The organism is Aeromonas sp. S12(2024) (assembly GCF_041402305.1).
Classification (GTDB): Bacteria; Pseudomonadota; Gammaproteobacteria; order Enterobacterales; family Aeromonadaceae; genus Aeromonas; species Aeromonas veronii.
In genome coordinates this window covers 81,233-106,513 of record NZ_JBGLRB010000006.1, presented here as the reverse complement: position 1 = coordinate 106,513, position 25,281 = coordinate 81,233, and the positions used below count along the sequence as shown (strand labels likewise).

Annotated in this window: 27 protein-coding genes; 6 read left to right on the top strand and 21 right to left on the bottom strand. The window is 60.6% G+C overall.

The genetic code is table 11. The annotated features are described in order from the left end of the window. The first annotated feature begins 127 nt into the window (after positions 1–127). Positions 128–610, top strand: coding sequence for a YMGG-like glycine zipper-containing protein (locus ACB035_RS08030; RefSeq protein ID WP_371167028.1), 483 nt, complete (start codon positions 128–130; stop codon positions 608–610). An 80-nt stretch (positions 611–690) separates the two neighbouring features. On the opposite strand, the gene ACB035_RS08025 is transcribed toward ACB035_RS08030, so the two are convergent. From ACB035_RS08025 to ACB035_RS08005, 5 genes are all read right to left on the bottom strand, one after another. Then, positions 691–1,647 carry a D-2-hydroxyacid dehydrogenase gene (locus ACB035_RS08025; RefSeq protein WP_150389512.1) on the bottom strand — a complete coding sequence of 319 codons (957 nt, stop codon included), beginning with the start codon at positions 1,645–1,647 and terminating at the stop codon, positions 691–693. Positions 1,648–1,790: 143 nt separating this feature from the next. Next, positions 1,791–2,555, bottom strand: a complete 765-nt coding sequence (locus ACB035_RS08020; protein WP_304520600.1) for a DUF3530 family protein — start codon at positions 2,553–2,555, stop codon at positions 1,791–1,793. A 134-nt stretch (positions 2,556–2,689) separates the two neighbouring features. After that, positions 2,690–3,256: an elongation factor P gene (efp, locus tag ACB035_RS08015; protein ID WP_005335100.1), complete on the bottom strand. Its 567-nt coding sequence runs from the start codon at positions 3,254–3,256 to the stop codon at positions 2,690–2,692. 45 nt (positions 3,257–3,301) lie between these two features. Beyond that, the gene (gene earP / locus ACB035_RS08010; protein ID WP_371167027.1) at positions 3,302–4,498 is read right to left on the bottom strand and encodes an elongation factor P maturation arginine rhamnosyltransferase EarP; all 1,197 of its coding nucleotides are present in this window, start codon (positions 4,496–4,498) and stop codon (positions 3,302–3,304) included. Between the two features lie 95 nt (positions 4,499–4,593). Beyond that, complete coding sequence (locus tag ACB035_RS08005; protein ID WP_005348017.1) at positions 4,594–5,637, bottom strand: GMP reductase; 1,044 nt, start codon at positions 5,635–5,637, stop codon at positions 4,594–4,596. 381 nt (positions 5,638–6,018) lie between these two features. On the opposite strand from ACB035_RS08005, the gene ACB035_RS08000 reads away from it, so the two are divergent. Continuing rightward, complete coding sequence (locus ACB035_RS08000) at positions 6,019–6,513, top strand: ATP-dependent zinc protease (RefSeq protein ID WP_371167026.1); 495 nt, start codon at positions 6,019–6,021, stop codon at positions 6,511–6,513. A 38-nt stretch (positions 6,514–6,551) separates the two neighbouring features. Here ACB035_RS08000 and ACB035_RS07995 read toward each other — a convergent pair whose 3' ends face one another. The 7 genes from ACB035_RS07995 to ACB035_RS07965 all read right to left on the bottom strand — a co-directional run bounded on the left by ACB035_RS07995 (position 6,552) and on the right by ACB035_RS07965 (position 13,135). Beyond that, a complete protein-coding gene (locus ACB035_RS07995) occupies positions 6,552–7,988 on the bottom strand; it encodes an ATP-binding protein (protein ID WP_371167025.1) in 1,437 nt (478 codons plus the stop codon). Beyond that, the gene (locus ACB035_RS07990) at positions 7,985–8,671 is read right to left on the bottom strand and encodes a response regulator (RefSeq protein WP_005335091.1); all 687 of its coding nucleotides are present in this window, start codon (positions 8,669–8,671) and stop codon (positions 7,985–7,987) included. The genes ACB035_RS07995 and ACB035_RS07990 overlap by 4 nt, the downstream gene beginning before the upstream one ends. 130 nt (positions 8,672–8,801) lie before the next feature. Beyond that, the gene (locus ACB035_RS07985) at positions 8,802–9,434 is read right to left on the bottom strand and encodes a tetratricopeptide repeat protein (protein WP_042082684.1); all 633 of its coding nucleotides are present in this window, start codon (positions 9,432–9,434) and stop codon (positions 8,802–8,804) included. A 1-nt stretch (position 9,435) separates the two neighbouring features. Continuing rightward, entirely contained in the window at positions 9,436–10,305 is an 870-nt protein-coding gene (locus tag ACB035_RS07980) for an SDR family oxidoreductase (RefSeq protein ID WP_042082681.1), read from the bottom strand. A gap of 42 nt (positions 10,306–10,347) precedes the next feature. Then, positions 10,348–11,001 (bottom strand): TenA family transcriptional regulator, encoded by a 654-nt coding sequence (locus ACB035_RS07975; RefSeq protein ID WP_042082679.1) that lies wholly within the window; start codon positions 10,999–11,001, stop codon positions 10,348–10,350. Next, on the bottom strand, positions 10,998–12,464 hold the full coding sequence (locus ACB035_RS07970; protein WP_371167024.1) for an AMP-dependent synthetase/ligase: 1,467 nt from the start codon (positions 12,462–12,464) through the stop codon (positions 10,998–11,000). The genes ACB035_RS07975 and ACB035_RS07970 overlap by 4 nt, the downstream gene beginning before the upstream one ends. After that, complete coding sequence (locus tag ACB035_RS07965; protein ID WP_216949106.1) at positions 12,461–13,135, bottom strand: thermostable hemolysin; 675 nt, start codon at positions 13,133–13,135, stop codon at positions 12,461–12,463. Before ACB035_RS07965 ends, ACB035_RS07970 begins: the two co-directional genes overlap by 4 nt. Before the next feature lie 144 nt (positions 13,136–13,279). Between ACB035_RS07965 and ACB035_RS07960 the strand changes: the two genes are divergently transcribed. Continuing rightward, complete coding sequence (locus tag ACB035_RS07960) at positions 13,280–13,927, top strand: class I SAM-dependent methyltransferase (protein ID WP_371167023.1); 648 nt, start codon at positions 13,280–13,282, stop codon at positions 13,925–13,927. A 39-nt stretch (positions 13,928–13,966) separates the two neighbouring features. On the opposite strand, the gene ACB035_RS07955 is transcribed toward ACB035_RS07960, so the two are convergent. Both ACB035_RS07955 and ACB035_RS07950 read right to left on the bottom strand, forming a co-directional pair. Next, the gene (locus ACB035_RS07955; RefSeq protein WP_371167022.1) at positions 13,967–15,355 is read right to left on the bottom strand and encodes an NAD(P)/FAD-dependent oxidoreductase; all 1,389 of its coding nucleotides are present in this window, start codon (positions 15,353–15,355) and stop codon (positions 13,967–13,969) included. 28 nt (positions 15,356–15,383) lie between these two features. Next, positions 15,384–16,307, bottom strand: coding sequence for an ABC transporter six-transmembrane domain-containing protein (locus tag ACB035_RS07950; RefSeq protein ID WP_371167021.1), 924 nt, complete (start codon positions 16,305–16,307; stop codon positions 15,384–15,386). 107 nt (positions 16,308–16,414) lie between these two features. Here ACB035_RS07950 and ACB035_RS07945 point away from each other — a divergent pair, with 107 nt between their 5' ends. From ACB035_RS07945 to ACB035_RS07935, 3 genes are all read left to right on the top strand, one after another. Next, entirely contained in the window at positions 16,415–17,008 is a 594-nt protein-coding gene (locus tag ACB035_RS07945; RefSeq protein WP_005335070.1) for a TetR/AcrR family transcriptional regulator, read from the top strand. Positions 17,009–17,115: 107 nt separating this feature from the next. After that, positions 17,116–18,342 (top strand): winged helix-turn-helix domain-containing protein, encoded by a 1,227-nt coding sequence (locus ACB035_RS07940; protein WP_371167020.1) that lies wholly within the window; start codon positions 17,116–17,118, stop codon positions 18,340–18,342. A gap of 91 nt (positions 18,343–18,433) precedes the next feature. Further along, complete coding sequence (locus ACB035_RS07935; RefSeq protein WP_103250772.1) at positions 18,434–19,183, top strand: ABC transporter substrate-binding protein; 750 nt, start codon at positions 18,434–18,436, stop codon at positions 19,181–19,183. 89 nt (positions 19,184–19,272) lie between these two features. Here ACB035_RS07935 and ACB035_RS07930 read toward each other — a convergent pair whose 3' ends face one another. The 7 genes from ACB035_RS07930 to frdA all read right to left on the bottom strand — a co-directional run bounded on the left by ACB035_RS07930 (position 19,273) and on the right by frdA (position 25,160). Next, complete coding sequence (locus ACB035_RS07930) at positions 19,273–20,397, bottom strand: M20 family metallopeptidase (RefSeq protein WP_371167019.1); 1,125 nt, start codon at positions 20,395–20,397, stop codon at positions 19,273–19,275. A 25-nt stretch (positions 20,398–20,422) separates the two neighbouring features. Next, entirely contained in the window at positions 20,423–20,890 is a 468-nt protein-coding gene (locus tag ACB035_RS07925) for a YjiG family protein (RefSeq protein ID WP_005335063.1), read from the bottom strand. Further along, entirely contained in the window at positions 20,887–21,615 is a 729-nt protein-coding gene (locus ACB035_RS07920) for a nucleoside recognition domain-containing protein (RefSeq protein WP_005335061.1), read from the bottom strand. The genes ACB035_RS07925 and ACB035_RS07920 overlap by 4 nt, the downstream gene beginning before the upstream one ends. 251 nt (positions 21,616–21,866) lie before the next feature. Next, positions 21,867–22,223 carry a fumarate reductase subunit FrdD gene (frdD, locus tag ACB035_RS07915; RefSeq protein ID WP_040066869.1) on the bottom strand — a complete coding sequence of 119 codons (357 nt, stop codon included), beginning with the start codon at positions 22,221–22,223 and terminating at the stop codon, positions 21,867–21,869. A 10-nt stretch (positions 22,224–22,233) separates the two neighbouring features. Next, the gene (locus ACB035_RS07910) at positions 22,234–22,632 is read right to left on the bottom strand and encodes a fumarate reductase subunit C (protein WP_371167018.1); all 399 of its coding nucleotides are present in this window, start codon (positions 22,630–22,632) and stop codon (positions 22,234–22,236) included. Positions 22,633–22,648: 16 nt separating this feature from the next. Next, positions 22,649–23,383, bottom strand: coding sequence for a succinate dehydrogenase/fumarate reductase iron-sulfur subunit (locus tag ACB035_RS07905; RefSeq protein WP_005335057.1), 735 nt, complete (start codon positions 23,381–23,383; stop codon positions 22,649–22,651). Next, positions 23,376–25,160 (bottom strand): fumarate reductase (quinol) flavoprotein subunit, encoded by a 1,785-nt coding sequence (gene frdA, locus ACB035_RS07900; RefSeq protein ID WP_047437968.1) that lies wholly within the window; start codon positions 25,158–25,160, stop codon positions 23,376–23,378. Before frdA ends, ACB035_RS07905 begins: the two co-directional genes overlap by 8 nt. Between the last annotated feature and the right edge of the window lie 121 nt (positions 25,161–25,281).

Genomic DNA, 25,281 nt, shown 5'->3' with positions numbered 1-25,281 from the left:
ACTCTTCCATTTTGGGCGGTGGCCGTGCGGCCATTGACTGTCGCATCCCTCATTTCTGCTGGCTGGCGAACCCCGTGGCACTTTGTATAGTGCCGCTGAATATTAATCAGGTTTGACAGGAGTACCCATGGAGATGAATTCGCGTGCTCTTCGCGTACTGGCACTGCTGGGCGCCTTGCTGGCTGGCAGCACGACCGTGCACGCCTCCGAGACCCTCAATACCATTTTGGGTGGTGGCGCAGGCGGGGTGGCGGGCACCATGATCGGCAAGGAGCTGGGTGGCGATACCGGTGCGCTGGTGGGGGCTGCGTTGGGCGGTGCTGCTGGTGGGGCTGCGACGGCCAACAAGGGCAACAAGAATGAAGCGGCCCTTGGCGGCGCGGTGGGGGCGCTGGGCGGTGCCGCCATCGGCAAGAGTGTCGGTGGTGATACCGGGCAGCTGATCGGCGCCGGGGTCGGCGGGGCGAGCGGTTCGGCCATCGGTGCCAAGACGGGCGATAGCCACAAGAGCCAGGATCGCTATTACGATGATGACGATGATCATCACCATCACAAGCACCACAAGAAGTACAAAAAGCATAAGAAGCACAGATGGCACGACGACGATTGATGTGCGCGCAGTGAGTGCGATAGATGCACAACGGGGCCTGTTGGCCCCGTTGTGCATTGTGTGGTGACTCGATCGTGCAGTCACACCAGCCGGTGCTGGCGGCGACCGGCGGCAAAGGCGTTGATGTTGTCGATCAGCTGATCGGCGAGACGCTGCATCGACTCCTCGCTGGCCCAGGCCACATGGGGGGTCAGAATGAAGTGGGGGTATTGCAGCGCCTTCATCAAGGGATGGTCGGGGGGCGGGGGTTCGACGCTCGCCACATCGAAACCGGCGCCACCGAGGCGGCCGTTGGCCAGCGCTTGCAGCAGCGCCTCCTCATCCACCAGTCCGCCACGGCCGACGTTGATCAGCAGGGCACCCGGTTTCATCAGATCCAGCTCCCGCTCGCCAATCAGGTTGCGGGTGTAGGGGGTGAGCGGGCAGTGCAGGCTGATGACGTCCGAGCTTTGCAGCAACTCGTCGAGGGGTAGGCGATCCTCATCGTGACTGGTGCCGACCTGGCTCTGGGCGTAACGCACTGTCATCCCCATCCCTTTGGCCCGCTCGCCGAGCGCCTGACCGAGCGTCCCTTTGCCGATGATGCCAAGCTGCTTGCCGTGCAGATCCATGATGTTGTGGTCGAAAAAGCAGAACTGGCCGCTCTGCTGCCAGCGCCCCTCCAGCAGCGACTGGCGCCAGCAGAAGAGGTTGCGCGACAGGGCCAGCATCAGCGCCATGGCGTGCTCCGGCACCGAGGGGCCCGAGTAGTTGCGGATATTGCACACCCCGACGTTGGCGGCGCGGCACGCTTCCAGATCCACGTTGTCACTGCCGGTTGCGGCCAGGGCAATGAGTTTGAGCTCAGGCAGCTGGGCCAGTTCGGCGGCGCCGATCCGTACTTTGTTGATGATGGCGATGCTGGCATCTTTCAGCCGCTCGACCACCTGTTCCGGGGCTGTGCTGGGATAACTCTGCCAGTGGTGGGGGAAGTCGGGGTGATGCAGGGTGATGCCCGCATCCAGGGTATCGCTGTCGAGAAACACAATCTGCTGCATGGGTCTTCCTGCCATTGTTCAGGTTCGAGAGGCCATGATGCCAAAGAGGATGCAGTCAGGGCCAGCCTGCCGCTGTGTCATGGCTGGGCTTTATCCGGCAGATGTGAGCTTGCGCGCTTTATTGCGCCACGCTAGCGGCCGGTTTAGAGCCAGCCCAGATGGTTGAGCCAGCCCTGAATGCGGGTGGAGGTCTCCTCCAGCTCCATCAGGGCGTAGGGGCGATAGTTGAGCTTGTTGCTGCGCCGGCTCTCGCTTTTGCGGGCTTCGGCGGCCAGCAGGGGCCAGCGACCGCCATCCTCCTGATAGAGATCGAGTGTGGGGATGGCCGCCTGAGCCACCTGTTTGGCCAGGGTCTGGTTGCTTTGCTGATTGGGGAAGAAACCATCGAGCAGCACCAGCGCGTCGGGGGCGGGCAACTGTTCGCTGGCGATGAGGTTGGTGGTCCAGGCAGCGCCGGTGCCTTGCGCCAGGATCAGCTTGAAGCCCCCCTCCTGCAGCTTGGCATCCGCCAGCTTGCTGATCCGCTCGGCAAACTGTTTGCGAAATGTATCGCTGTTTTTCGCTTTTTTCTCGGCGGCTGGGTCCAGTTCGGTCTGTTGGGGGGAGGGCAGCAGCAGCAGGGTATCAAAGCCCAGTCGGCCGAGAGCGCGAGTCAGTTGCCAGAGCTGGCCGCTGCGCTGCCAGTCGGGCAGTAAAATGGCGAGCCCCAGATAGTTTTCACTGTCGTGTTTGGCGAACAACACCGTCTGCTTGTCGATTTGGGTAGTATCGGGCAACCCTTTCCAGTCGCTCGCTTGCCAATGGTCGAGGGGCATTGGTTCGGCAATGGGAGGCGCAACCTCGCTCGCCTCTGCCCCATGGCCAGCCAGCAAGGTCAATAACAGCAGTGATAAGGATAATCTGGCCATAGTGTGCTCCCCCGGTTATCTGGGTTAGCGGCGGCGGTGGGATTTTCTGAAGGCGGGCGGTGTGATGGCAACTCGGAGGCAATAAAAAAGCGAGCCGTTGGCTCGCTTTTTTGTAATCAATTCAAAGCGGTCAATTAGTTGACGCGACGCTTGAATTCACCGGTGCGGGTATCGATTTCGATCTTGTCACCGATCTCTACGAAAGCGGCAACAGCCAGCTCGTAGGTAGTGCCTTTCAGACGGGCAGGCTTGGTCACTTTACCGGAGGTGTCACCACGGGCAGCCGGCTCGGTGTACTCAACTTCACGCACGATGGTGGTCGGCAGTTCTACGGAGATGGCTTTCTCGTTGTAGAAAGTCACTTCACACAGATCTTCCATGCCGTCTACCAGGTAGTTCAGCACGTCACCCAGGTTGTCTTTCTCTACGTCGTACTGGTTGTACTCGGTGTCCATAAAGACATACAGGGGGTCGGAGAAGTAGGAGTAGGTGCACTCTTTACGCTCCAGCTGAACAACGTCCAGCTTGTCGTCGGCCTTGAAGACAGTCTCGGTGGCGCTGCCGTTCAGCAGGCCTTTCAGCTTCATTTTGACCACGGCGGAGTTACGGCCGGATTTGTTGAATTCAGCCTTCTGGACCACCATCGGCTCGGTGCCGATCATGACTACGTTACCAGCGCGGATTTCCTGAGCGGTTTTCATGTAAAAAATTCCTGTTCGTGAAACGGACGGATAAAAACTGCCAGATTATATACGGCTTTCTAAAAATTTCACCAACCGTGTGACGAGATCCCCATCCCGGAGCAACTTCTGTGACCAGCTTCGCCCATGTTGCTGCCAAATGGCGCTATATCGGGGCCATTGGGCCCAAAGTTCGCCGCAATCTTCGCCACGGTTGAGAGCCAGATTGAACCGGCGCAGCCATTGGCCGCACTCGGCGGGTAGATCGGATAAGTAGTGGTCAAGGAACTGCTCCAGCTTGACCAGATGAGCCTCCTCCTCCTGTTGGTAGATATGCCAGAGGAAAGGACGAGCCGCCCACTGGGCCCGTACGAAGGAGTCCTCGCCGCGCACCAGATTGAGATCGCAGCTCCACAGCAGTCGATCGTAACCGGACTGATCGGTCATCGGCAGCAGCTTGATGGTGAGGTTGCCCGCGTGGAGCAGATCCCCCGCTTTGGCTGCAGGGATGGCATCAGTCAGACCGGCACCGGTGAGCACATCGTTGAGAGAGCGCCCCAGCGGCAGCAGCAGGGTGACGGGCGTGGCGCTCTGGCACCAGCTCTCGACCAGACTTTTCAGCGCATCGCTCTCGTAGGTAAAGAGGCTGACCCGCAGCTCGTTCTCTTGTTTTGGCGGCAAACCAAGGGTGGCCCAGTAGACGGTAAGTCCCGCCTCGTCTTGCTGCCACTGTTCCCGTTCGGTGATGAGGTCGCGTTCGCACAAAAGGCCGCCGGTTTTAGCGGTAAAGCCCGGGAAGAAGAAGTATTTGTTGAGGCTTTTATTGCCAACCCGCTGGGGCGAGGCGAGGCCGTGGCAATCCTCGACCCAGCTCTCCGCCGAGAGGTACTCCAGATTGATCCAGCATGGGGGGCTGGGTTGGCTCGCCATCAGCTCTATGAAGGGGGCGGGCAACTCGCAGGCAAAGGCCTCGATCACCACCTTGGCCGGTGCCATGTCGCTCGGCAGGGTCTCATGCCAGTGCTGGATATAGATGCCTTCGACCCACTGGCCATCCTGCGCCGGGTCGAGCCCGGGGCAGATGCGGGCGAAACTTGCCAGATCGTCCACCCAGAGTCGCACCTGAACCTCATCGCCATGTGCCGCAATATTCCCCTCCCGTTTTAGCTGGCGGGCGAGTCGCCAGGTGACACCGATGTCGCCGAAGTTATCGACGACGCAACAGAAGATATCCCAGTCAAACGGGGGCAGGTGAGTGGTCATGGCTCGGGATCCCAGATGCAAAAAAACCGGTGCGCAGGGTAGCACACCGGTTGACTGGCTTCTAACCGTCAGCGCGTGACGGTCGCTGCGGCAGGTTACTCCTTGCCGTAGACGTTGTTCTCTTGCTCGCGAACCCGGATGAAGGTGGTGCGCTTGGTCAACTCTTTCAGTTGGCTGGCTCCGACGTAGGTACAGGTGGAGCGCACGCCGCCCAGAATGTCGCGCACGGCGTTCTCGACCGGGCCGCGGTAGGGCAGCAGCACGGTTTTACCCTCGGAGGCTCGGTACTCGGCGACGCCACCTGCGTGCTTGTCCATGGCGCTGGAGGAGCTCATGCCGTAGAACTTCATGAAGGGTTCGCCGTCTACATCGACGATCTCGCCACCGCACTCTTCGTGGGCTGCCAGCATGCCGCCCAGCATCACGAAGTCGGCGCCGCCGCCGAAGGCTTTGGCGACGTCGCCCGGGCAGGTGCAGCCGCCGTCACCGACGATTTGGCCGCCGAGGCCGTGGGCCGCATCGGCACACTCGATGATGGCGGAGAGCTGCGGATAACCGACGCCGGTCTTGACGCGAGTGGTGCAGACCGAGCCCGGGCCGATGCCAACCTTGACGATGTCGGCGCCGGAGAGGATCAGCTCTTCGACCATCTCGCCTGTCACCACGTTGCCCGCCAGAATGACGTGGTTGGGGCAGGCTTCACGAATTTTGCGCACGAATTCGACGAAGTGTTCGGAGTAGCCGTTGGCCACGTCGACACAGATGAAGCGCAGCGCTTCGGACATGGCGAGGATCTGGCGGGTCTTGGCGAAATCTTCAGCCGAGGTGCCGGTGGAGACCATCACATGGCCCAGCAGCGCCGGGTCGGTCTCGTTGACGAAAGCTTGCCACTGCTCAAGGCTGTAGTGCTTGTGTACCGCGGTCATCATCTCGAAACCGGCCAGCGTGCGCGCCATGGCGAAGCTGCCGACGGTATCCATGTTGGCGGCGATGACGGGTACGCCTTGCCATTGGGTCTGAGTGTGTTTGAAGGTGAACTGACGGGTCAGGCTTACTTGGGAACGGCTCTTGAGAGTAGAGCGCTTGGGGCGGAACAGGACATCCTTGAAACCGAGCTTCAAGTCTTCTTCGATACGCATTACAAATTCCTTATTGAGCCTTGTTGAAAGTCACTTTTGCAGTGGCAAATTTTCGGCAGGCGCAAAAAAACCGGTGGTTTTCAGGCCCTCCGGTTTACAACAGTGTAGGCAAAAATCCCTTCAGAACAAGACTGATAATTTGTAAATCCTTGTGGTAGCCTTTGGCGTCACAACCTGAGGTTAACCACCAGTTTCATCCAGCACCGTTCGGTGCCTTGCTCTCCTTCGATATTCCCGCCCGCTTGAGCCGCCGTTCGGCCACTCTTTGTCGTCTCTCTCCTGACCCGCCAGATATTATCCAAGTAGCTGAAATAAATCGGATTGACCCACAATGGGACTGTGGTAGATCTGGGCGCAGGATTGACAAGGCAGGGCAGTAAAATGGGCAAGATGATGGTGGGGATCACCCTGATGCTGGCACTGTGTGGCAGTGCGCTGGCAGAGCCCCCGACCAGCTATGGCTGGATCGAGAAGGGACTTATTTTGCCCACCGGCGTGGCGGTAAAGATGAAACTCGACACCGGGGCGCTCACCTCTTCCCTCGATGCACGCTCCATCACCAGATTCAAACGGGATGGCAAGCCCTGGGTGCGTTTCATGCTGGTGGTGACCGATGCCGACAGCGGCAAGCTGGTCAAACAGCAGTTCGAGCGGCGGGTCGAGCGCAGCGTGACGGTGCGCGGGGCGGGCGGCATGGAGCAGCGGCCAACGGTGACCATGTCCATCTGTCTGGGGGACAAGGTGTATGAGGAGTGGTTTACCCTGCGGGATCGCAGCAAGATGATCTATCCGGTGCTGCTGGGCCGACGTCTGCTGGCGGAGCTGGGCCCGGTGGATGCCAGTCGAACCTTTACCGTGCAGCCAGATTGTCATTGAAAGTAAAGAGCCCGCATCGCGGGCTCTTTACTTATCGCTTATCTTGCCGGCGGGAGCGGGAGTAACACGCTCACCTCCAGCCCCCCTTCCGGCCGGTTGTGGACATCGAGGTCGGCGCCGTGCAACTGGGCGATGCGTGAGACGATGGCCATGCCGAGACCCACGCCATCCCCCTGCTGGGGATTGACCCGGAAGAAGCGTTCATACAGCCGGGGCAAGGCACTGGCGGGAATGCCAGGGCCGTTGTCGCTCACATCCACCCTCACCCGGTTGCCCTCTCGCTGAACCCGCACCCTGATCTCGCCCTCCGGCTGGGTGTAGCGCAGCGCATTGTCGATCAGGTTGCTGAACAGCAGCTCGAGCAGGGTGGCCTGCCCCATCACCAGCTGCGGCAATTCACACTCCAGCGACAGCTGCTGATCCTTCTTGAGCGCGATGGGAGCAAGCGTTGCCAGGGTGCCTTGCAGCAGGTGGCCCACCTCCAGCTCGGTTAATACCAGCCCCTGCTGGTTGTCGATACGGGCCTGGGTCAGTAGTTGGCGGATCAGCCGATCGCTGCGGTCGAGGGCCTGCAACATCTTGTGCAGGGATTGCTGGCGACTGGCGTCATCAATGGCCGCAAGGGCATTTTCACTATGAATGCGCAGCACCGCCAACGGGGTGCGCAGCTCGTGGGCCGCCTCGTTGGTGAACTGTTTCTCCCGCTCTATGGTCTCCGCCAGCGCCTGCATCAGCCGGTTGATCTCGTTGGTGAGGGGGGTCAGCTCCTGAGCGCTTATCTTGAGGCTGAGGGGGCTCAGGTTGGCGGGGTGACGTTCGCTGATGGCCTGGGCCAGCTGGCGCAGGGGGGCCAGCCCGCGGGTGATGAGCCACCAGAGCAGGGCCAGCAGGAAGGGCAGGGTGATCAGCAGCGGCAGCATGGTGAGGGTGGCCATCTTGCTGGCCAGTTCGCTGCGCTCGTCGTCCCGCTCGGCTACCACCAGCCAGGTCTGCTCCTGCTGGTTGTAGAGGGTGAAGGTGCGCCACTGGTGATTATCTTTTTCGACCGTGTCGAAGCCGATGGCCAGGGTGACCAGCGGCTGATCCGGGGCGCTGGGGGTGCGCAGCAGCAAGCCGCCCTTTTCATCGAGCAGCTGGAAGTAGAGATTGCGTTCGAACTCGTGGCCGTAGGGGGTGATCTCCCGATCCTCGCCGGTCAGGTTGAGACTGGGGTCTTTTTGCCACTCATCGGGATTTTGCGCCTCCCACTCCTGATAGATGGTGCCGTTGGCGGGCAGTTGCTCCTGCTGGGCCATGTAGCGGGCCAGCAGCTGATTGGTGATGCGGGCCGACTGGGCGAGGCGGGCATCAAACAGCTCCTCCATTTCGTGGCTCGCCTCCATGTAGCCGATAAAGGCGCTGATGGTGAGACTCAGACTCACCAGCGTCAGGATACCGGTGAGTAGAAAGCGGCGAATGGAGCGGGGGCGTTTCATCGTGCGGGTGTCCGGCTTGGCTGTTCGAGCTGGGGAATGATGTAGCCGACCCCGCGAATATTGCGGATGAGGTCGCTGTAGAACTTCTTGCGCAGATGGTGGATATGCACCTCTACCGCGTTGCTCTCGGCGCCTTCATCCCAGCCGTAGAGGCTCTGTTGCAGCTGATCCTTGCTCAACACCCGGCCGCTCTGGCTGATCAGCTCCTGCAGCAACTTGTATTCGTGGGGGGTGAGTTTGACCGCCTCCCCCTGATAGGTGACCTGCTGGGATTCGGGATAGATAAGGATATCGCCATACTCCAGCACCGCTTGAGCCTGCCCCTTGCTGCGGCGAACCAGGGCGCGCAGACGGGCGTTGAGCTCCTGCAGGGCGAAGGGCTTGACCATGTAGTCGTCGGAGCCGGCATCGAGGCCGACTACCCGATCGTCCAGCGCATCGCGTGCGGTGAGGATCAGCACCGGCAGCTGGTGTCCTTCACGCCGCAACTTGCGCAGCAGGCTGAGGCCATCGATGTCGGGCAGGTTGAGATCGAGGATCAGGGCGGCGAACTCGTCGCTCTTGAGGGCTGCCAGAGCGGGCAACCCCTGTTGCAGCCAGTCCACCGTATAGCCGCTATGGCGCAGTGCATCCTGCATACCATCCCCCAGCATCACATCATCTTCCACCAGCAGGATCCGCATTCTTTTCTCCCTGTTTGTTGGGTGTCGCGATCTGGCTCAGCGCCAGGGCGTGCCGTGGTATAAACAACCCTGCCCACCAGTATGCAAGCTGGTGGGCAGAGTTTAAATAGTTCTTTGATCCATCAGGGTTTTATAGCTTGGCCAGCCGATCGCGGATCTCCATTCTGCGCCCTTCATCGGCCACTTCGCGACCCGGGCGGGCCGGGGCGGCCAGCGCCTTGTCGAGGTAGGTTTTGGCCTCGGCCTTGCGACCCTGATCCAGCAGGAAGTCGCCATAGAAGAAGTTGGGGTCGATGCCATCCGGATTGATGGCTAGCGCCTGCTTGAGCAGCTGTTCTGCCTTTTCGTCATCGCCAAAGCCGACCGGCCAGCCGGGCACCTGATAGTAGAGGGAGCCCAGACTGGTGTAGGCAGAGCCATCCAGCGCCTTGGGATCCTGCTTGAGCGCCAGCTCCAGCTTGGCTTTGGCCTCTTTCACCAGACCCAGTGCCCCCAGCCCCCCTTTGGCCCCCGCCCAGGTGCTCTTGACGATGGCCGACCAGATTAGCAGGTCGGCGCGAAAAGGCTCCTTGGCGCTGGCCGCTTCGGCTTGGGTGCTCAGTGTTTCGAGGCAGCTCTCTTTCGCCTTGCCGCTCTGTTGATACTGGCAGACGGCCCACTGTTGCTGGATGGGGATGAGGGCATCACTCGCGGCCATGACTGAGGTGGATCCCAGCAGGATGGCGATGGCACAAGAGGTCACGGATTGACGGAAAAAATTCATATTAATGCTCCTTCTTGGTCGGGATCGGGCGGGACAAGTCTGGTTGTGGCGCACTGTTGGCGCCGGCATCAGCCGTCCCTGGCTGAAGATGACGGGCATAACGTTTGATGATCGGCAGCTGTCTGGCCAGCGCCTTGTCGACGATGCCGGGCAGCAGGGCATTGAGCCGCACGAACAGTTTTTCCGGCCAGCCGAGCCAGCTGCGGCGGGTTTCGTTGCACAGGGCGATGACCGCCTCTTCGGCCACCTCCTGCGGGCTGTCGGTCTGGGTGCCGAGCGCCGCATTCATCTCGTAAGCGGCCTCAGAGTTGAGTTTGGTGCGGGTGGCGCGGGGGGCAAAATGCAGCACCTTGATGCCGCTACCCTCCAGCTCCCGTCCCAACGCTTCGCTAAAGCCCCGCAGGGCAAATTTGCTGGCGCAGTAGACGCTGTAACCGGGGTAGCCGATGCTGCCCAGGCTCGACCCCATGTTCATGATGATCCCCGGCTTGCGCATGGTTGGCAGCAGGGCACGGGTGAGCTGGATGGGCGCCTCGATATTGAGCAGTAGTTGGCGCTCCACCTGCTCGAAGCTCTGATCTTCCAGCCAGGCAAACTGGTTGCAGCCAGCGTTGTTGATCAGGATGTCGATCCCATCCTCCAGCGCCGGGTGTTGCAGCAGCTTGGCTCGCTCCTGCGCAGAGCCGAGGTCGGCGAGCACCACCTGATGGCGCTCGGGATGAGGCAGTGACTTGCACAGCCGCTCCAGTGCCGGGCCGCGACGACCGTGCAGCAGCAGGTGTGCCCCTTGGGCCGCCAGCTCCTGTGCTAGCTCCTCACCTATGCCACCGCTGGCGCCGGTGAGCAGCACGAGTTTCCCTTCAAGGTTCATGGTGTGGGTTCCCTTTTTGCTGTCTGCTGATCCGCTGCCAACTTACGGTGTGGCGGTGAGGTTGTAGAGCATCTCGCCGTAGAGGCGGTAGACCACCTTGGTGGAGTGGATGATGGCGGCCTGATCTGCCGGGCTCTCGACCTTATCCATCAAGGATTCAAAGAACTTGAGGTGCTCCTGATCCAGGGCGCCGTGGGAGCTCAGGTAACTCATCGCCTGCGGTGGCAGGCCGAGGCCCTTTTTCAGCTGGTCGGCGACGGTGAGGGCGATGGCGACGCTGGTGCCTTCCAGTACCTGCACCATGCCGAAGAAGCCCATGGGGTTGCCGCGCTGGATCTGGTCGTAGAGGAAGGCGACCATCAGCTCGATGGGCAGCCCGGGCTGGCCGTGGCGCACCGCCTCGGCATCACCGCCACAGGCGCGGATATCGCTTAAGATCCACTCCTGATGGCCATACTCCTCGTCGATGTACTCGGCAATGGCGCCGCGCACCCACTCGTACTCCTGACCCAGCTTGCCGCCGGTTGCCATCAGCAGCGGAACTGTGTGGCGCACGTGGTAGTAAGCCTGCGCCAGAAAGGCGAGATAGGTGTCACGGCTGATATCGCCACGGCGGCAGGCTTCGATGATGGGAGCGTTGAACAGATGCTCACGCTCCTGAGCAGTGGCTTGTTGCAGAGTCTGGTAGAAGCTCATGACGATTCTCCTGTAAGGCATTGGCTGATTTGCCGGGAAAAGTGTTGGTAAATCTCGTTGCGACAGGGGCGCCCGTTGGCGGTCAGCAGGCCGGGATGCTGGTCGAGTGCCACCGGCAACCAGTGGTGCAGGCGGGCATAATCGGGCAGCCGCTGGTTCAGACCGGCGATCTGGCGGGGCAGATCCGCCTCTTTCCCCGGCAGGGGCTGGATCAGCGCCACGTTGGCGGGCTGACCATCACCAAAGACCACGATACGGGCGATGGCGGGGCAGAGCTGTGCTTCGGCCTCCACCCACTCTGGGGAGAAGTTGCGGCCAAAGGCGGTGATCTGGACATTCTTCTTGCGCCCGGTGATATGGAGGTAGCCTTCTTCATCCAGATGGCCCAGATCGCCTGTGGCGATCTGTTCGGGAGTTGGTTCGTTGCTGCCGAGATAGCCCAGCATGGCACTGCCGCTCACCATAATTTCGCCGTTGCTGGCGATGGTGACCTGACAGTGAGGCAGGGGGCGGCCTACGCTGCCGGGCTTGTCAGCATCCGGGCTGTTGAGCGCCACCACGGAGCTGCACTCCGAGAGGCCATATCCCTCATACACCGGCAGGCCGAGCTGACGGGCGTGTTTGATCAGGTCGGGGGCCACCTTGCCGCCACCGACGGCAATAAAGCGCAGGCTCTTGAGCTGCTGGGCCAGCGTCGGGGTGCTGGTGCAGAGCGCCAGCAGCAGGCGCAGCAGTTCGGGCACCAGCACCAGACTGTGGGTCGGCCAGCGCAGCAGGGCTTCCCCCAGCATGGCTGGATTGAGCGAACTGGAGCCGGTGAAACCGAGCTCCCCGAGGGACGGAATGCGGCTGCAGGCGCCGGTCAGCAGCGGCACATAGAGGCCGGTGATGTTCTCAAGCAGGGTCGCCAGCGGCAGCAGGGTCAGGTGTTTTTCCACCTTGGCTGGCGCGACCCGCTCGGCCAGCGCATGGCTCACCGCCATCATCTGGGTCAGTGACAGGCAGACGCCCTTGGGCTGGCCCGTGGTACCGGAGGTGTAGGTGATCTTGGCGGTGCCCTTGGGCAGCGCCGGTCGATTGGCTGGTGCGTGGCGCCAGAGCGGCAGCTCGCCGGTGATCAGCGAGAGCGGCTCGGCGGCATGCCACCCCTGATGATATGGGCCCACCAGCGCATCGGCGCCGCTGCTCTCCAGCAACCAGGCCTGCTGGGCCTGACTGAAGAAGTGGGGCACCGGAATGACCACGATACCGGCGCGGGTGCAGGCGAGATCCAGCAGCGCCCAAGGCAGGCCGTTGTCCAGTTGCAGCGCCAGACGGCTGATGTCGAGCTGTTGCAGCTGGCTGGCCAGACGCTGGATCTGTTGCCACAGGGTCTGGTAATCGAGACGCTGCTGGTTGCTCAGCAGCGCAGGGGATTGCGGATGCTCGTGGGCATGTTTGGCGATGGCGTCGAACAGGCTCATTGGGCGCACCTTTTTTGATGGGGCTGGTTATCACTGCTCTTGCCGGCATCGTCAAACAGGGTAGGCATTGGGGCCAGCAGATTGAGCAGCAGGCTGCTCTGGGCCAGCACCTCGCGCCCCTGATTGATGTCGCCCACCATCACCTTGGGTTGGCAACGGTAGTACTCACCCCAGGCGTCGGCGTCGGCTCCCACCTGATGGGCCTGGGCGGGGGCCAGCTCCACCGGATTGAGTTGCAGGCGGGCAAAGCTGTTGCGCAGCTTGGCAGTGCCGGTAAAGACCACGTAGTCGAGGGCGTTTTCACACAGCAGACGACACAGGGCCGCAAACATCAGGCGGGCATTGCCCGGTTCGCTGCAGGCCAGATTGCCCACTTCGATAATGCGGTTGCGTGCCGGATAGACCCCGAGGCGGGTGTTGATGGCGGCCTCGATGGGTTGCTCCAGATACTGTTCCAGATAGAGAGGCCCCTCACTGGCATGATTGAGACCACAGGCACCGACCAGCGTCCCGTCCGCCCGATAGAGCCCCAGCAGGCAGGGGAGAAAATGGGGGATGCGGGCGTTGAACTCGAGGGTGTAGGCGGCCTGGATATAGGTTTGCAGCGCCATGACCTGCTGCGGGGACTTGGCTAGCAGCAATCGGTAGGGGGCCTGGATCTCGATGGTCATGGGTGACTCCTTCTCTTGCGATGGTTTGAGAGTAAAAGGGCAAACTTAAGAAACCCTTAAGGAGCAAAAAAAGTTGTCAGCGAGGCTGCGGGCAGGCAATCTGCGCCGCTGTTATCCAACAGGAAGCCCCCAAGAGGAACCGTCATGTCATCCACCGTCAGCTGCCCCCTGTGTGCCAGCCATCGCAGTTATCCCCTGCCGGTGGCGGGCAAACGCTATCATCGCTGCCTCGCGTGCGAGCTGGTCTGGCTGGATGAGGCGGATCATCTGGATGAGGCGGCGGAGAAGGCGGTCTACGACGGCCACGATAACCAGGTTGATGATCCCCGTTATCGCACCTTTCTGATGCGGGCATTTGGCGAGGTACTGAGTCGGGTGCCAACCCCTGCCAGTGGCCTCGATTTTGGCTGTGGCCCGGGCCCCGCGCTGGTGGCGATGGGGCGTGAGGCGGGTTACGACATGGTTGGATATGACAAGTTCTATGCCGATTTTCCCGAATTGTTGGAGCACCAGTACGACTTCATCACCAGTACCGAGGTGATCGAGCATATTGCCGAGCCGCGCACGGTGCTGGCGCAGTTGTGGGATTGCCTCAAGCCCGGTGGCCTACTGGTGTTACAGACCCAGCGGGTGCTCGGTGACGAGCGGTTTAAAAACTGGCGCTATCGCCACGACCCGACCCACATCGTCTTCTTTGCCGAGGTATCGTTTCAGGTGTTGGCCGCCAGCTGGCAGGCCGAGCTCAGCTTCCCCCACGCCGATGTGGCGGTATTGCAAAAAGGCACGCCCTGAGGCGTGCCTTCGTCTGTTACTCGTCGGGTTCGCCCGGCGCTACTCCTTGTAGCCCTTGTCCTGCCACTGGTAGTACATCAGGGCAGATTTTACGCCAATTGACTTGAACGGCTCTGGCGGCAGCCACATCGGCAGACTCTGCTCCGCGTGGTTGAACCAGGGGTGCTCCTTGCCTTGATAGAGGCTGGCCACGATGTCGCCAAACAGGAAGGAGAGGTTGATGCCGTGGCCGTTGTAGCCGAGGGTGTAGTAGATGTTCTTGTGATCCCCCATCACCCCCACCGCTTCGGTGCTGTCGCCGGTCATGCCGAGCACCCCGTCCCACACCTGTTCAAATTTGATCCCCTTGAGGGCCGGATAGAGGGTCACCAGCTCGGTCATCATCATTTCGCTGACCCGGTTAAGATCGCCCTTGTAGTTGAGGCCGTCGTTGAAGACGTACTCGGCATTGCCGCCACCGATGACGATGCGGTTATCCGGGGTCAATACCAGATGGAACAGGATGTTGCGGGTGTCGTAGTAGGGCACCCGACTCTGCCACTGGATGGCGGCCAGCTGTTTTTTGGTAAGCGGCTCGGTGACGGCGCTCTGGGCGTGCACCGGAAAGACCCGGCCGCTGAAGTAGCCAAGTTTTGAGGTATAGCCGTTGGTTGCCAGCACTATGCTGTCGGCGGTCACCTTGTACTTGTCGGCCACATTGAGCTCGATCTGCTTGCCCTCCTTGATACCCAGCACCGGGCTCTGCTCATAGATGGTGACGCCCGCCTGCTCCACCGCCTTGCGCAGGGCATTGACCAGTTTCATGGCGTGTACCTGACCGCCATTGGGGTCGTAGACCGCCCCCGCGTAGCGATCGGTGCCGAGTTTTTCCTCTGTGGTATCGGCGTTCCAGTACTGAAGCGGGATGCCGAGGCGATTGGCGGTTTTCACATAGTCCCGGTACTCGGCGATATCCTCCTCATCGAGGATCGCCTCCACATAGCCATCGAGCTTGAGGTCGGCCTCGACGCCGGTTGAGGTGACCAGCGCTTGCAGCTTGCGCATGCTGGCGACGGTGAGGTCGTAGTGGCGCTTGCTCGCTTCCCCCTCCTCGTAGAGATCCATCACCTCGGAGCCCGGCAACACCATGCCGCCGTTGCGGCCCGAGGCACCACTGCCCACCTGCTTGGCTTCGAAGATGGCGATCTTGAGCGACGGGTTGGCCTTGGCCAGATGCCAGGCACTGGAGAGGCCGCTGTAGCCGCCACCTATGATGGCGATATCCACCTTCAGGTCTTGCGCTAGCGGGGCACTCTCCTCTGCCGGTTTCTCCTTGAACCAGTAGCTGGTGTTGGGCTCAAAGTCGCTCATCTTGGGGCCGCAGGCGGCGAGGAAAAAACAGCTGATGCACATGGTCAACGCTCGTTGGCAAAGGGTGGTCGGATTCATCTTCTACTCCGGTTACAGATACAAAATATCAAATCATTTCATCGGGTTGGGCGGTGTTGACCCGGCGACCTATGTCTCGCAGCCGGGCCAGCTGATCGGCAAGACCGGGCCCCTCATCCAGGCTGGTGACAAAGTTCCAGAGGTAGGTCATCACAGCATAGACATGGCCTGCCGAGACCTGGGGCTGGGCCATCAGCATGGTGATGGCCAGCAGGAACAGCAGGGAGGCGCTGATGCCGACCGCCAGAAAGGCGAGCGCCTCCCGATCCGAAATCCGGATGCGGATCCAGGCCAGCGCGCGGTAGTGGCGGGCGAGGCTGGCTGACTGGGCATGGGTGACCAGTTTGACCTCGTGTTCCAGCCGATCGTTGAGCCGCTCGTGCAGCCGCTGGTTCTTGCGCGAAAAGCCGGGCAGCAGCAGGCCGAACAGCAGCAATATCCCCATGCAGGCGATGCCGACCCAGAACTCGATCACCATCAGCATCACGGCCGCCCCGACGATGGAGATCAGGCTGGTAGCCAGGATCGGGATATGTTTCTCGAAGAAGTCGACAAACTCCCGCGCCAGGGTGACCCGCGCCACTATGGTGGATTGCCCCTCCTGCTGCTGGCGCTGGGTCAGGATCACCGGCACCGCCAGTGCCGCATAAATATGGGTAAAGGTGCGGGTGTCGACCGCTCGGCGCAGGGCGCCGATGAGCCAGAACAGCAGCACGATCAGGGCGTAGCTCGAGGCCTGCAGCCACTGGCCCTTGACGATGGCGTCGATGGCAAAGCCGGCGAACAGGGGATAGACCACCAGCAGGATGTTTTCGAGGGCCACCAGCGAGAAGGTGCCCGCCAGCTTGAGGGGATTGGCCCGTGCAATCGCCCCCAGCGAACGACCGGCCGAGTGTGGCAACGGCGTGGCCTGCTCGTCGCAACTGGCTGCCGAAGTGGTTGGTGTTGTCATGGGTTATCTCCTAAGATGTCGGAAACGCTAAGTTTGAGCGAGTGCTCAAAGTTTGTTTGAGCGACTGCTCAAAGTCAAGCAGATCGATTGATATCGCAGGAGGTCAGATGGCACGCCCATCAGCAGAACAGCGCAAAGAGATGATCATCGAGGCCGTACTGGCCCTGTTTCGGGAGAAGGGAATGGCGGCATCGTCAACCCGTGATATTGCCGAGCGCACCGGTCTGGCGCGCAGTCACGTCTACCACTACTTCAAGGATTGGAAGGAGCTCTGCCTCTGCGCCGTGGAGCGTTTCACCTATCAGGAGATCGCCGAGCAGCGGGAGTGGCTATTGCCGCTGCCGGCCCGCGAAGCGTTGCCGCTCTTTGTGCGGGACAACCTGCCGACCAGTCAGGATGCCTCCTGGGCCATCTATCTGGATGCCTGGAACGAGTCACTGCGCGACCCTGTGTTTGCCGAGAGCTACCGCAAAATCATTCTGGCCTGGCGCGAGGTGCTGGAGCAGATCCTGCAAAAGGGGATCGACAGTGGCGAGTTTGTGGCGGGCGATGCCCGGCGACTGGCACGTCAGATCACCTCCCTCATCAACGGCTATGCCGATGACCTCATTCTGGAGCCGACCCCCGAGACGGTAGAGGCCACTTATCAAGAGATCATGCTGGTGGTGAATCAGCTGGTCTTGCCCCCGGCCCACTCATAGCGGCGCTGGCACACAAGGGAGGGGAGGCATGCCAGCGTGGGGCCTCCTCCGGTTTTGTTGGCCATCCGCCGGGCGCGCGATGGTCAGATACCAGGGAGCGGTTGTTGATGTCGATTACCCATTTGTCACTGCAAGATGCCCGTCATCTGCAACTGGCAGCGCAAGGGCTGCTCGCCCCCCGTCGCAGCAAGGCGACCCCGGCCGATCTGCTGGCCACCATTCGCCTCATGGCGCTGCTGCAGATCGATACCATCTCGGTGGTAGCGCGCAGCCCCTATCTGGTGCTCTTTAGCCGGCTTGGCCAGTATGAACCGCGTTGGCTGGAGCAGCTGCTGGCCGACGGCGAGATCTTTGAATATTGGGCCCACGAAGCCTGCTTTGTGCCCCGCGAAGATTACCGGCTGTTGCGCCATCGGATGCTCGACCCCGTCGCCATGGGCTGGAAGTTTTCGGCCAACTGGCTCGCCACCCATCAGCAGGAGATTGGCCAGCTTATCGAGCGCATTCGCCAGCACGGCCCGGTGCGGGCGGCCGACTTTGAACGCACAACCGGCAAGGGGAATGGCTGGTGGGACTGGAAACCGGAGAAGCGCCATCTGGAGGTGCTCTTTACCACAGGTCAGCTGATGGTGCGGGAGCGGCGCAACTTTCAGCGGGTCTATGATCTCGCCGAGCGGGTCATCCCCGAGTGGAGCGACCAGCGGGACCTGCCAAGCGTCGAGCTGGCGCAGCGGGATATGGTGCGCGCCAGCTGCCGGGCGTTGGGGCTGGTCAAAACTGGCTGGGTTGCGGACTACTACCGGCTGCGGCGCGGCAAATATGACGCCTTGCTCCATCAACTGGCGGACGAGGGGGAGCTGTTGCCGGTACGAGTGGAGGGGTGGCAGCACGGCGCTTTTGTGCACGCCTCGCTGGCCGATGAGCTGGCAAGGGCACAGGCGGGCACCCTCAAGGCAACCCATACCACGGCCTTGTCGCCGTTTGACCCGCTGGTGTGGGATCGCAAACGGGCCAGTGAGCTGTTCAACTTCGACTATCGCATCGAATGCTATACCCCGGCCCCCAAGCGTCAGTACGGTTACTTCGTGTTGCCTTTGCTCCATCGCGGTAAGCTGGTGGGCAGGATGGATGCCAAGGCCCATCGCCAGCAGGGGATCTTCGAGATCAAGAGCCTCTATCTGGAGGCCGGTGTGAGAGTGACCCGTACGCTTGCACAGGATCTGGCGAAAGCCCTGCAAAAGCTGGCTGACTGGCATCAGACGCCGCAGCTTCGTTATGGTGCCATTCCGGCCAATTTGCTGGCGTTGTGGCATGAAAGCGCCCCTGCAAAGTGAGCTCTATCCCTTCTGGGCTAAGCTGCAAGAGGGATAAACAGTCCGGGAGCGGGAGATGAAACGAGTGGCAACATGGTGGGCGGGATTGGCGATGGCTATCTTGTCCCCCGCGCTATGGGGGCAAGAGCCGCCAGTGAAGATCTGTCTGGGGGAGGGCAACGAGTGGGCCCCCTTTACCTATTGGGAGCGCAAGGACGGGGTGCCCGATACCAGCCGCCTGACCGGTTCGGCGACGACGCTGGTGCTCGATGCATTGCAACAGAGCGGGCTCTCGCACCAGATCCGCTATCTGCCCTGGGCGCGGGTGCAGCAGGAGCTGGCGGATTATCGCCAGAACGGTCTGTGCGAGCTGACCTGGGATGCCAGCTACAAGCCGGAGCGGGCCGAGTTTGCCTTCTACAGCGTTCCCCTCTACTACACCCACCTCGGTTTCTTCTATCTCAAGCGCCGCTACCCCGAACCGCCGGATCTGCAGACGGTCAATCGTTCCCGGGTGTGCGGGGTGATTGGCTACAACTACACCCCCTACGGGCTTGCGCAGGAGCCACGCCGGGTCAAGCAGTTGCAGCAGGCGCTCGACATGCTGGAGCGGGATCGCTGCGACTTTCTGCCGAGCGAAATCGAACCTCTGGTGGCAGGCATCAGCCTTGGCATCTACCGCAGCGAGAGCGGTTTGCTCAATCTCGCCCTGCCCAGCCGCAAGGGATTCTATCTGCTGGTGAGCAAGGGCTCCCCCCGCGGCCACCAGCTGGTGAACATCCTCAATCAGTCGCTGGTGGCATTTCAGGAAGGGGGGCATACGGATGAGGTGATGCGCCGCTTCTTGCCGCCAATGGAGTAATAGCGAAGGGTTGCTGTCATTCTGGGGGAGTAGATAAAAAAAGGGCCAGCCGGTGCAAACCGGCTGGCCCTTTTTTACGTGAGAGCTTGTCAGGCCGCCAGACGGGTCAGTACCTTCACCAGCAGCTCGATGCGCGGGGCAATGCTGGCCAGATCCAGATACTCCTCGTCACTGTGGAAACCGGCACCGATGGGGCCCAGACCATCCAGAGTGGGGATGCCGAGGGCGGCGGTCAGGTTGGCATCGGAGCCGCCCCCCACCTCCTGCCAGCTGATCGGCAGCCCCAGTTCGGCGCCACACTCCTCCACCAGCTGCATCAGTGCCTGAGTACCCTCAGACGGCACCATGGCCGGTTTGTGGGCCTCGCGGGTCAGCTTGATGGTGACGCCGTTCAGATGCGGCCGCTCGGCCAGGGTCAGCAGATGATCGTTGATCTGATGGTACTCCTGATTGTCCCAGAAGCGGACGTCTACCACGGCGCTGGCATGGGCCGGAACTATGTTGGCGCCATTGCCCCCCTCGACAATGCCGATGTTGAGGGTGGTGCCGCTCTCGAAGTTGGTCAGGGCGTTGATGGCCAGGATCCAGTGGCCCAGCTCGGTGATGGCGCTGCGCCCCTTCTGCGGTTCGTTGCCCGCGTGGGCTGCCTTGCCGGTGAAGTCGATGCGATAACGGGCCATCCCCTTGCGCGCCTTGACCAGCGAGCCATCGGCTCGGGCCGCTTCGGCCACCAGCACCTGTTTCGCCTGTTTGGCCACCGCTGCCAGCCAGTCGCTGGAGTGCAGGGAGCCGATCTCCTCGTCCGGGTTCATGCAGACGCAGATGCTCAGGCGATCGCGCACCTCGCGGGGCAGTTCACGCAGGGCATAGACGATGTTGAGCAGGCCGGATTTCATGTCGGAGACACCGGGGCCGTAAGCGCGCTCACCATCGATGCTCATCGGGCGGGCAGCGGCGGTACCGAGGGGGAAGACGGTATCCATATGGCCGATCAGCATTACATCGATCTGCGCCGCATCAGGCTGGTTGCGGATCTCCAGCCCCACCCCGGCTGCGCCGCAGTCGACCCGCTTGATCTGCCAGCCGCCCATCGCCTCATATTTGGCAGCCATCAGGTCGGCCACTGCCGCAATGCCCGGCTGGTGCAGGGATCCGCAATCCAGATTGATCAGCGGGGCCAGTTCGGTCAGGTATTGATCCAGAGAAAAAGTCATTGCTTGCTCCACTATCAGGTTCGGGTCAGAGAAGGATGTTCATCACCAACATGGCGCCGAAGGCGTTGAGTACCGAGATGGCGACCATGATGGGGATGTAACGCCCTTCGGTGCCGATGCAGCCGAGGATGCGGCCCATGTACTGCACCTGGGAGCCCATCAGGTAGATGGCTGGCGCCAGAATGGCGATGTGAGTGCCGTTGAGGATGCCCTGATCGAACAGGGTAATGACCACACCGACCGCGCCGCCCATCGACATCCAGGCGCCGATCAGCACGGCTGCCGCCTCACCGGGCAACCCGAAGATGGCCATGACAGGGGAGAAGATGGCGCCCATGGCATCCAGCGCGCCGGTGATCTGCAGCGCTTTGATGATGACGAAGGCCATCAGTACGTTGGGTACGGTGGAGGTGGTGGCGATGACCCAGCCCTTCTTGGCCCCTTCGACGAAGATATCGGTGACGATGGGTTTCTTGATGTTGGCCTGGCTCATTTGGCTTGCTCCTGAGTGTTGAGAGTCTGCTGGGTGTTGTTATCGGTCTGCTTGCCTTCGCTCATATTGAGGTAGACCCGAAACAGGTTGGCCCCGACAAATTTGAAGGCGAACATCACGATGACAGCCAGACCGATGGAGGAGCTGACCGCAGGGCTGCCATCCGCCAGCGTCAGGGTGAACAGCACGGCGCCGGAGGAGAAGAAGTTGACGATGGTGGCACCAGCGGAGAACTGGAACATGGTGAATACGTCGGTTTCACGCTTGGTGATGAGCCCTTCATCCTTGAGCTGACGAGTCATGGCGGCACCGGCATCTGTGCTCTGCAGGGAGGCGATCAGCGCCAGACCGGTATTACCGGGGATCCCCATCAGCGGACGCAGCAGCGGGGTCAGCAACTTGCGGGCCGCTTCCAGCGCGCCGTAGTGCTCCAGCACATTGATCATACCGAGGGCAAACATCACGGTGGGGATCAGGGTCAGGGCAAACAAAAAGCCATCGCGAGCGCCGTTGCCCCCCTTGCCGCGCATGTCGGTCATGGCGGTTTTGATGCCGTCACCATTCTCGCTGACGCTCTGGACCATGGTACCGAACGAACCGTTCAGCGTGGTGAAATCGAATACCCCGTACCACTCGCCGGATTGCAACAGTCCGGAGAAGAAGACCACGGCGAAGGCCAGTGCTAGGTAACTGCCTATGCTCACCGAGCGTGTTTTGTCTGTCATTAGCTAGCTCCATATGAATAATTATTTAATCTGAATAATTGTAATTGATATGGATGTCACTAAATTGATGGTGGTCAAAATGGTTTGCTACAAATGACGAATGTATTGGGGTTATGTGACTGTGATCGCCATATGATTGGACGATCATCTGGTTTTTATCGAATTGTTTGAGTGAATAAAAAGCAGGGGTGGGATAGCGGGGCAAAAAAAACCGGGCACGAGGCCCGGTTTGGTCAATCAGTCAGATGTGATTACTGGAGTACCAGTACCATCAGCAGGCCGACGGTAATGGCAGATACCAGGAAGGCAAAGCCATAGAACACATAGTGGTGCAGCTTGGTGGTGTGGATCCCCAGATCGTGCAGACCGTGGTAGATACGGTGCATGCCGTGCCAGACTGGCAGGGCGATGATCACCAGCAGGATACAGGCACCCCACCAGGAGCTGGCGAACGCGTGCACGCGGTCATAGCTCATGGTTTCCACGTCCATGATGCCCATGGGCACCAGCAGACCGGTGATGAGGACAATGACCGGCAGCAGCATGGCAACGACCATGCCACCCGCACCAAACAGACCCCAGTAAATTGGTTCGTCAGAACGTCTCATTGTTTTCTCCTCAGGCCACGATGATCAGGACAAGCAGGGACACCACCGCCAGCGCCACATACTGGGCGAGAACGATCGGCTTCTCCGGTACCAGGTCTTCACCACGGAAGATACGCATGGCTTTCGGCGCCAGGGCGAACCAGGTTTTGGCATGGAACAGGCATGCCGCCAGAGCGACGACATGGAACAGGATAGCGATCGGGCTTTGCAGGGATTCCAGCCAGCCGTTGAACGCTTCCTGACCCTGAACCAGGCGCATCAGGCCCCACATCAGCACAACGGCGTAGATGGAGACGAAGATACTGGTGCCTTCACGGATCATGTAACCGGTGTAGAAGGCGTTCTTCAGCCACCAGTCTTTCTTCATTTCGCGGACGTAAGGTTTACGTTTGCTATCAGAGTTGTTCATGGTCTCAATCCTGCTCTCAATCTGGCTTGAACATGGCGATCATGTAGTCCTTGGCGCTTTCGACCTTGCCAAGCTGGATGGCCGCCGCCGGATCGACGCCTTTCGGGCACACTTCGGAGCAGTAGCCCACGAAGGTACAGCCCCAGACGCCTTCGTCCTGGCTGATGATACGCATACGCTCTTTGGCGCCGGCATCACGGTTGTCGACGTTGTAGCGATAGGCCAGAGCCAGTGCCGCCGGACCGGTGAACTTCTTGTTGATACCGTACTGCGGGCAGGCCGCGTAGCAGAGACCACAGTTGATGCACTGGGAGAACTGCTTGTACTGCGCCATCTGGGCCGGAGTCTGGATGTACTCGCCATCACACAGGCTGCGCGGCTCGCTCGGGATGATGTACGGCTTGATGCTCTCCAGCTTCTCGATGAAGTCGGACATGTCGACTACCAGATCGCGCTCGATCGGGAAGTTGTTGAGCGGCTCGACGGTCATCTTGCCCGGCAGATAGTCGCGCAGGAACGCCTTGCAACCCAGCTTGGGCACACCGTTGACCATCATGCCGCAGGAGCCGCAGATCGCCATCCGGCAGGACCAGCGGAAGCTCAGGGTAGAGTCCAGGTGATCCTTGATGTACTGCAGGGCGTCCAGCAGAGACATCTCTCTCTGGTAGGGCACCTGGAAGGTTTGCATCCAGGGCTCGTTATCCTGTTCCGGACGGTAGCGCAGGATCTCAATTTCAATCATCTCAGCCATTCTTCTTAGCCTCGTCTTGTTTCTCACCCTCGGAGCCGTACACGCGTTTTGCCGGCTGGGACTTAGTGATCTTCACATCGGAGTAATCGATGGAGGGCGTTTCGCCATTTTTGTAGAACGAGAGCGTGTGCTTGAGGAAGTTCACGTCATCGCGCTCTTCGTAACCATCCAGACGCTGGTGGGAACCGCGGGACTCTTTACGATTGATAGCGGAGTGCGCCATGGCTTCAGCCACGTCCAGCATGTAACCCAGTTCGATGGCGTACAGCAGATCGGTGTTGAAGACAGAGGACTTGTCGTTGATCTTGACCTTTTTGTAACGGGCTTTCAGCTCGTTGATCTTGTCGATGGTGCCCTGCATCAGCTCTTCGGTACGGTAGATACCGACACCGGCTTCCATGGACATGCCCAGCTCGTTGCGGATATCGGCCGGGTTTTCGGTACCGTCTATGTCCATCAGGGAGAGGTGCTGCTTGATGAGCGCCTCGGCCTTGGCGGCCAGCGCTTCGGTATTGCCATGCTTCTGAGTCTTGGCAAATTCACCTGCCTGCTCACCGGCCAGCTTGCCGAATACCACGATCTCGGACAGGGAGTTGGAACCCAGACGGTTGGCACCGTGCAGACCGACGGAGGCACATTCGCCCGCGGCGTAGAGGCCGGGCAGACGGGTGGCACACTTGTTGTCAGTCTCGATACCACCCATGGTGTAGTGGGCAGTCGGACGTACCGGGATAGGCTCTTTGGCCGGATCCACGTTGACGTAGGCTTTGGCCAGTTCGCAGATGAACGGCAGACGCTCTTTCAGGTACTTCTCGCCAAGGTGACGCAGGTCGAGGTGAACCACATCGCCCATCGGGCCCTGAATGACGCGACCTTTCTGCTGCTCTTGCCAGAATGCCTGGGAAACACGGTCGCGCGGACCCAGTTCCATGTATTTGCTCTTCGGCTGGCCGATCGGCGTTTCCGGGCCCAAGCCGTAGTCTTGCAGGTAGCGGTAGCCATCCTTGTTCAGCAGAACGCCACCCTCACCACGACAACCTTCGGTCATCAGGATGCCGGTGCCAGGCAGACCGGTCGGGTGATACTGGACGAATTCCATATCACGCAGCGGTACGCCGTGACGGTAGGCCAGTGCCATGCCGTCGCCGGTGACGATGCCACCGTTGGTGTTGTAGCGATAGACACGGCCAGCGCCGCCGGTTGCCACGATCACGGATTTGGCCTGGATGAAGCGGGTGATACCGTTCTGGATGTCGAAGGTCAGTACGCCCTGAACACGGCCGTCGTCCACGATCAGATCAAGACAGAAATGCTCGTCGAAGCGCTTGATGCTCGGGTATTTGACGGAGGTCTGGAACAGGGTGTGCAGAATGTGGAAACCGGATTTGTCAGCGGCGAACCAGGTACGCGGAACCTTCATGCCACCAAACGGACGCACGTTGGCTTTGCCATCCGGCTTGCGGCTCCAGGGGCAACCCCAGTGCTCCAGCTGGATCATCTCTTTGGTCGCGTTGTTGACGAAGTATTCCACTACGTCCTGCTCGCACAGCCAGTCACCACCGGAGACGGTGTCGTTGAAGTGGTTTTCGAGGGAGTCGTCATCACGGACGACACCGGCGGCGCCGCCTTCGGCAGCAACCGTGTGGCTGCGCATCGGGTAAACCTTGGAAATCAGGGCGATGTCCAGGTCTGGCTGTGATTCGGCTATAGCGATAGCGGCGCGTAAGCCGGTACCGCCAGCACCGATGATGGCCACATCGGTCTTGATAATATCCACATCTGCCTCCTTAGGGATAGATTTGCTGGGCACGATTTTGCTCTATGAAAAAAATTCAGGCTTGATGCAAGTCAAACTGCTAGGTTTTATTCCCTTTTTATTGGTTATTTTTCTATAAAAC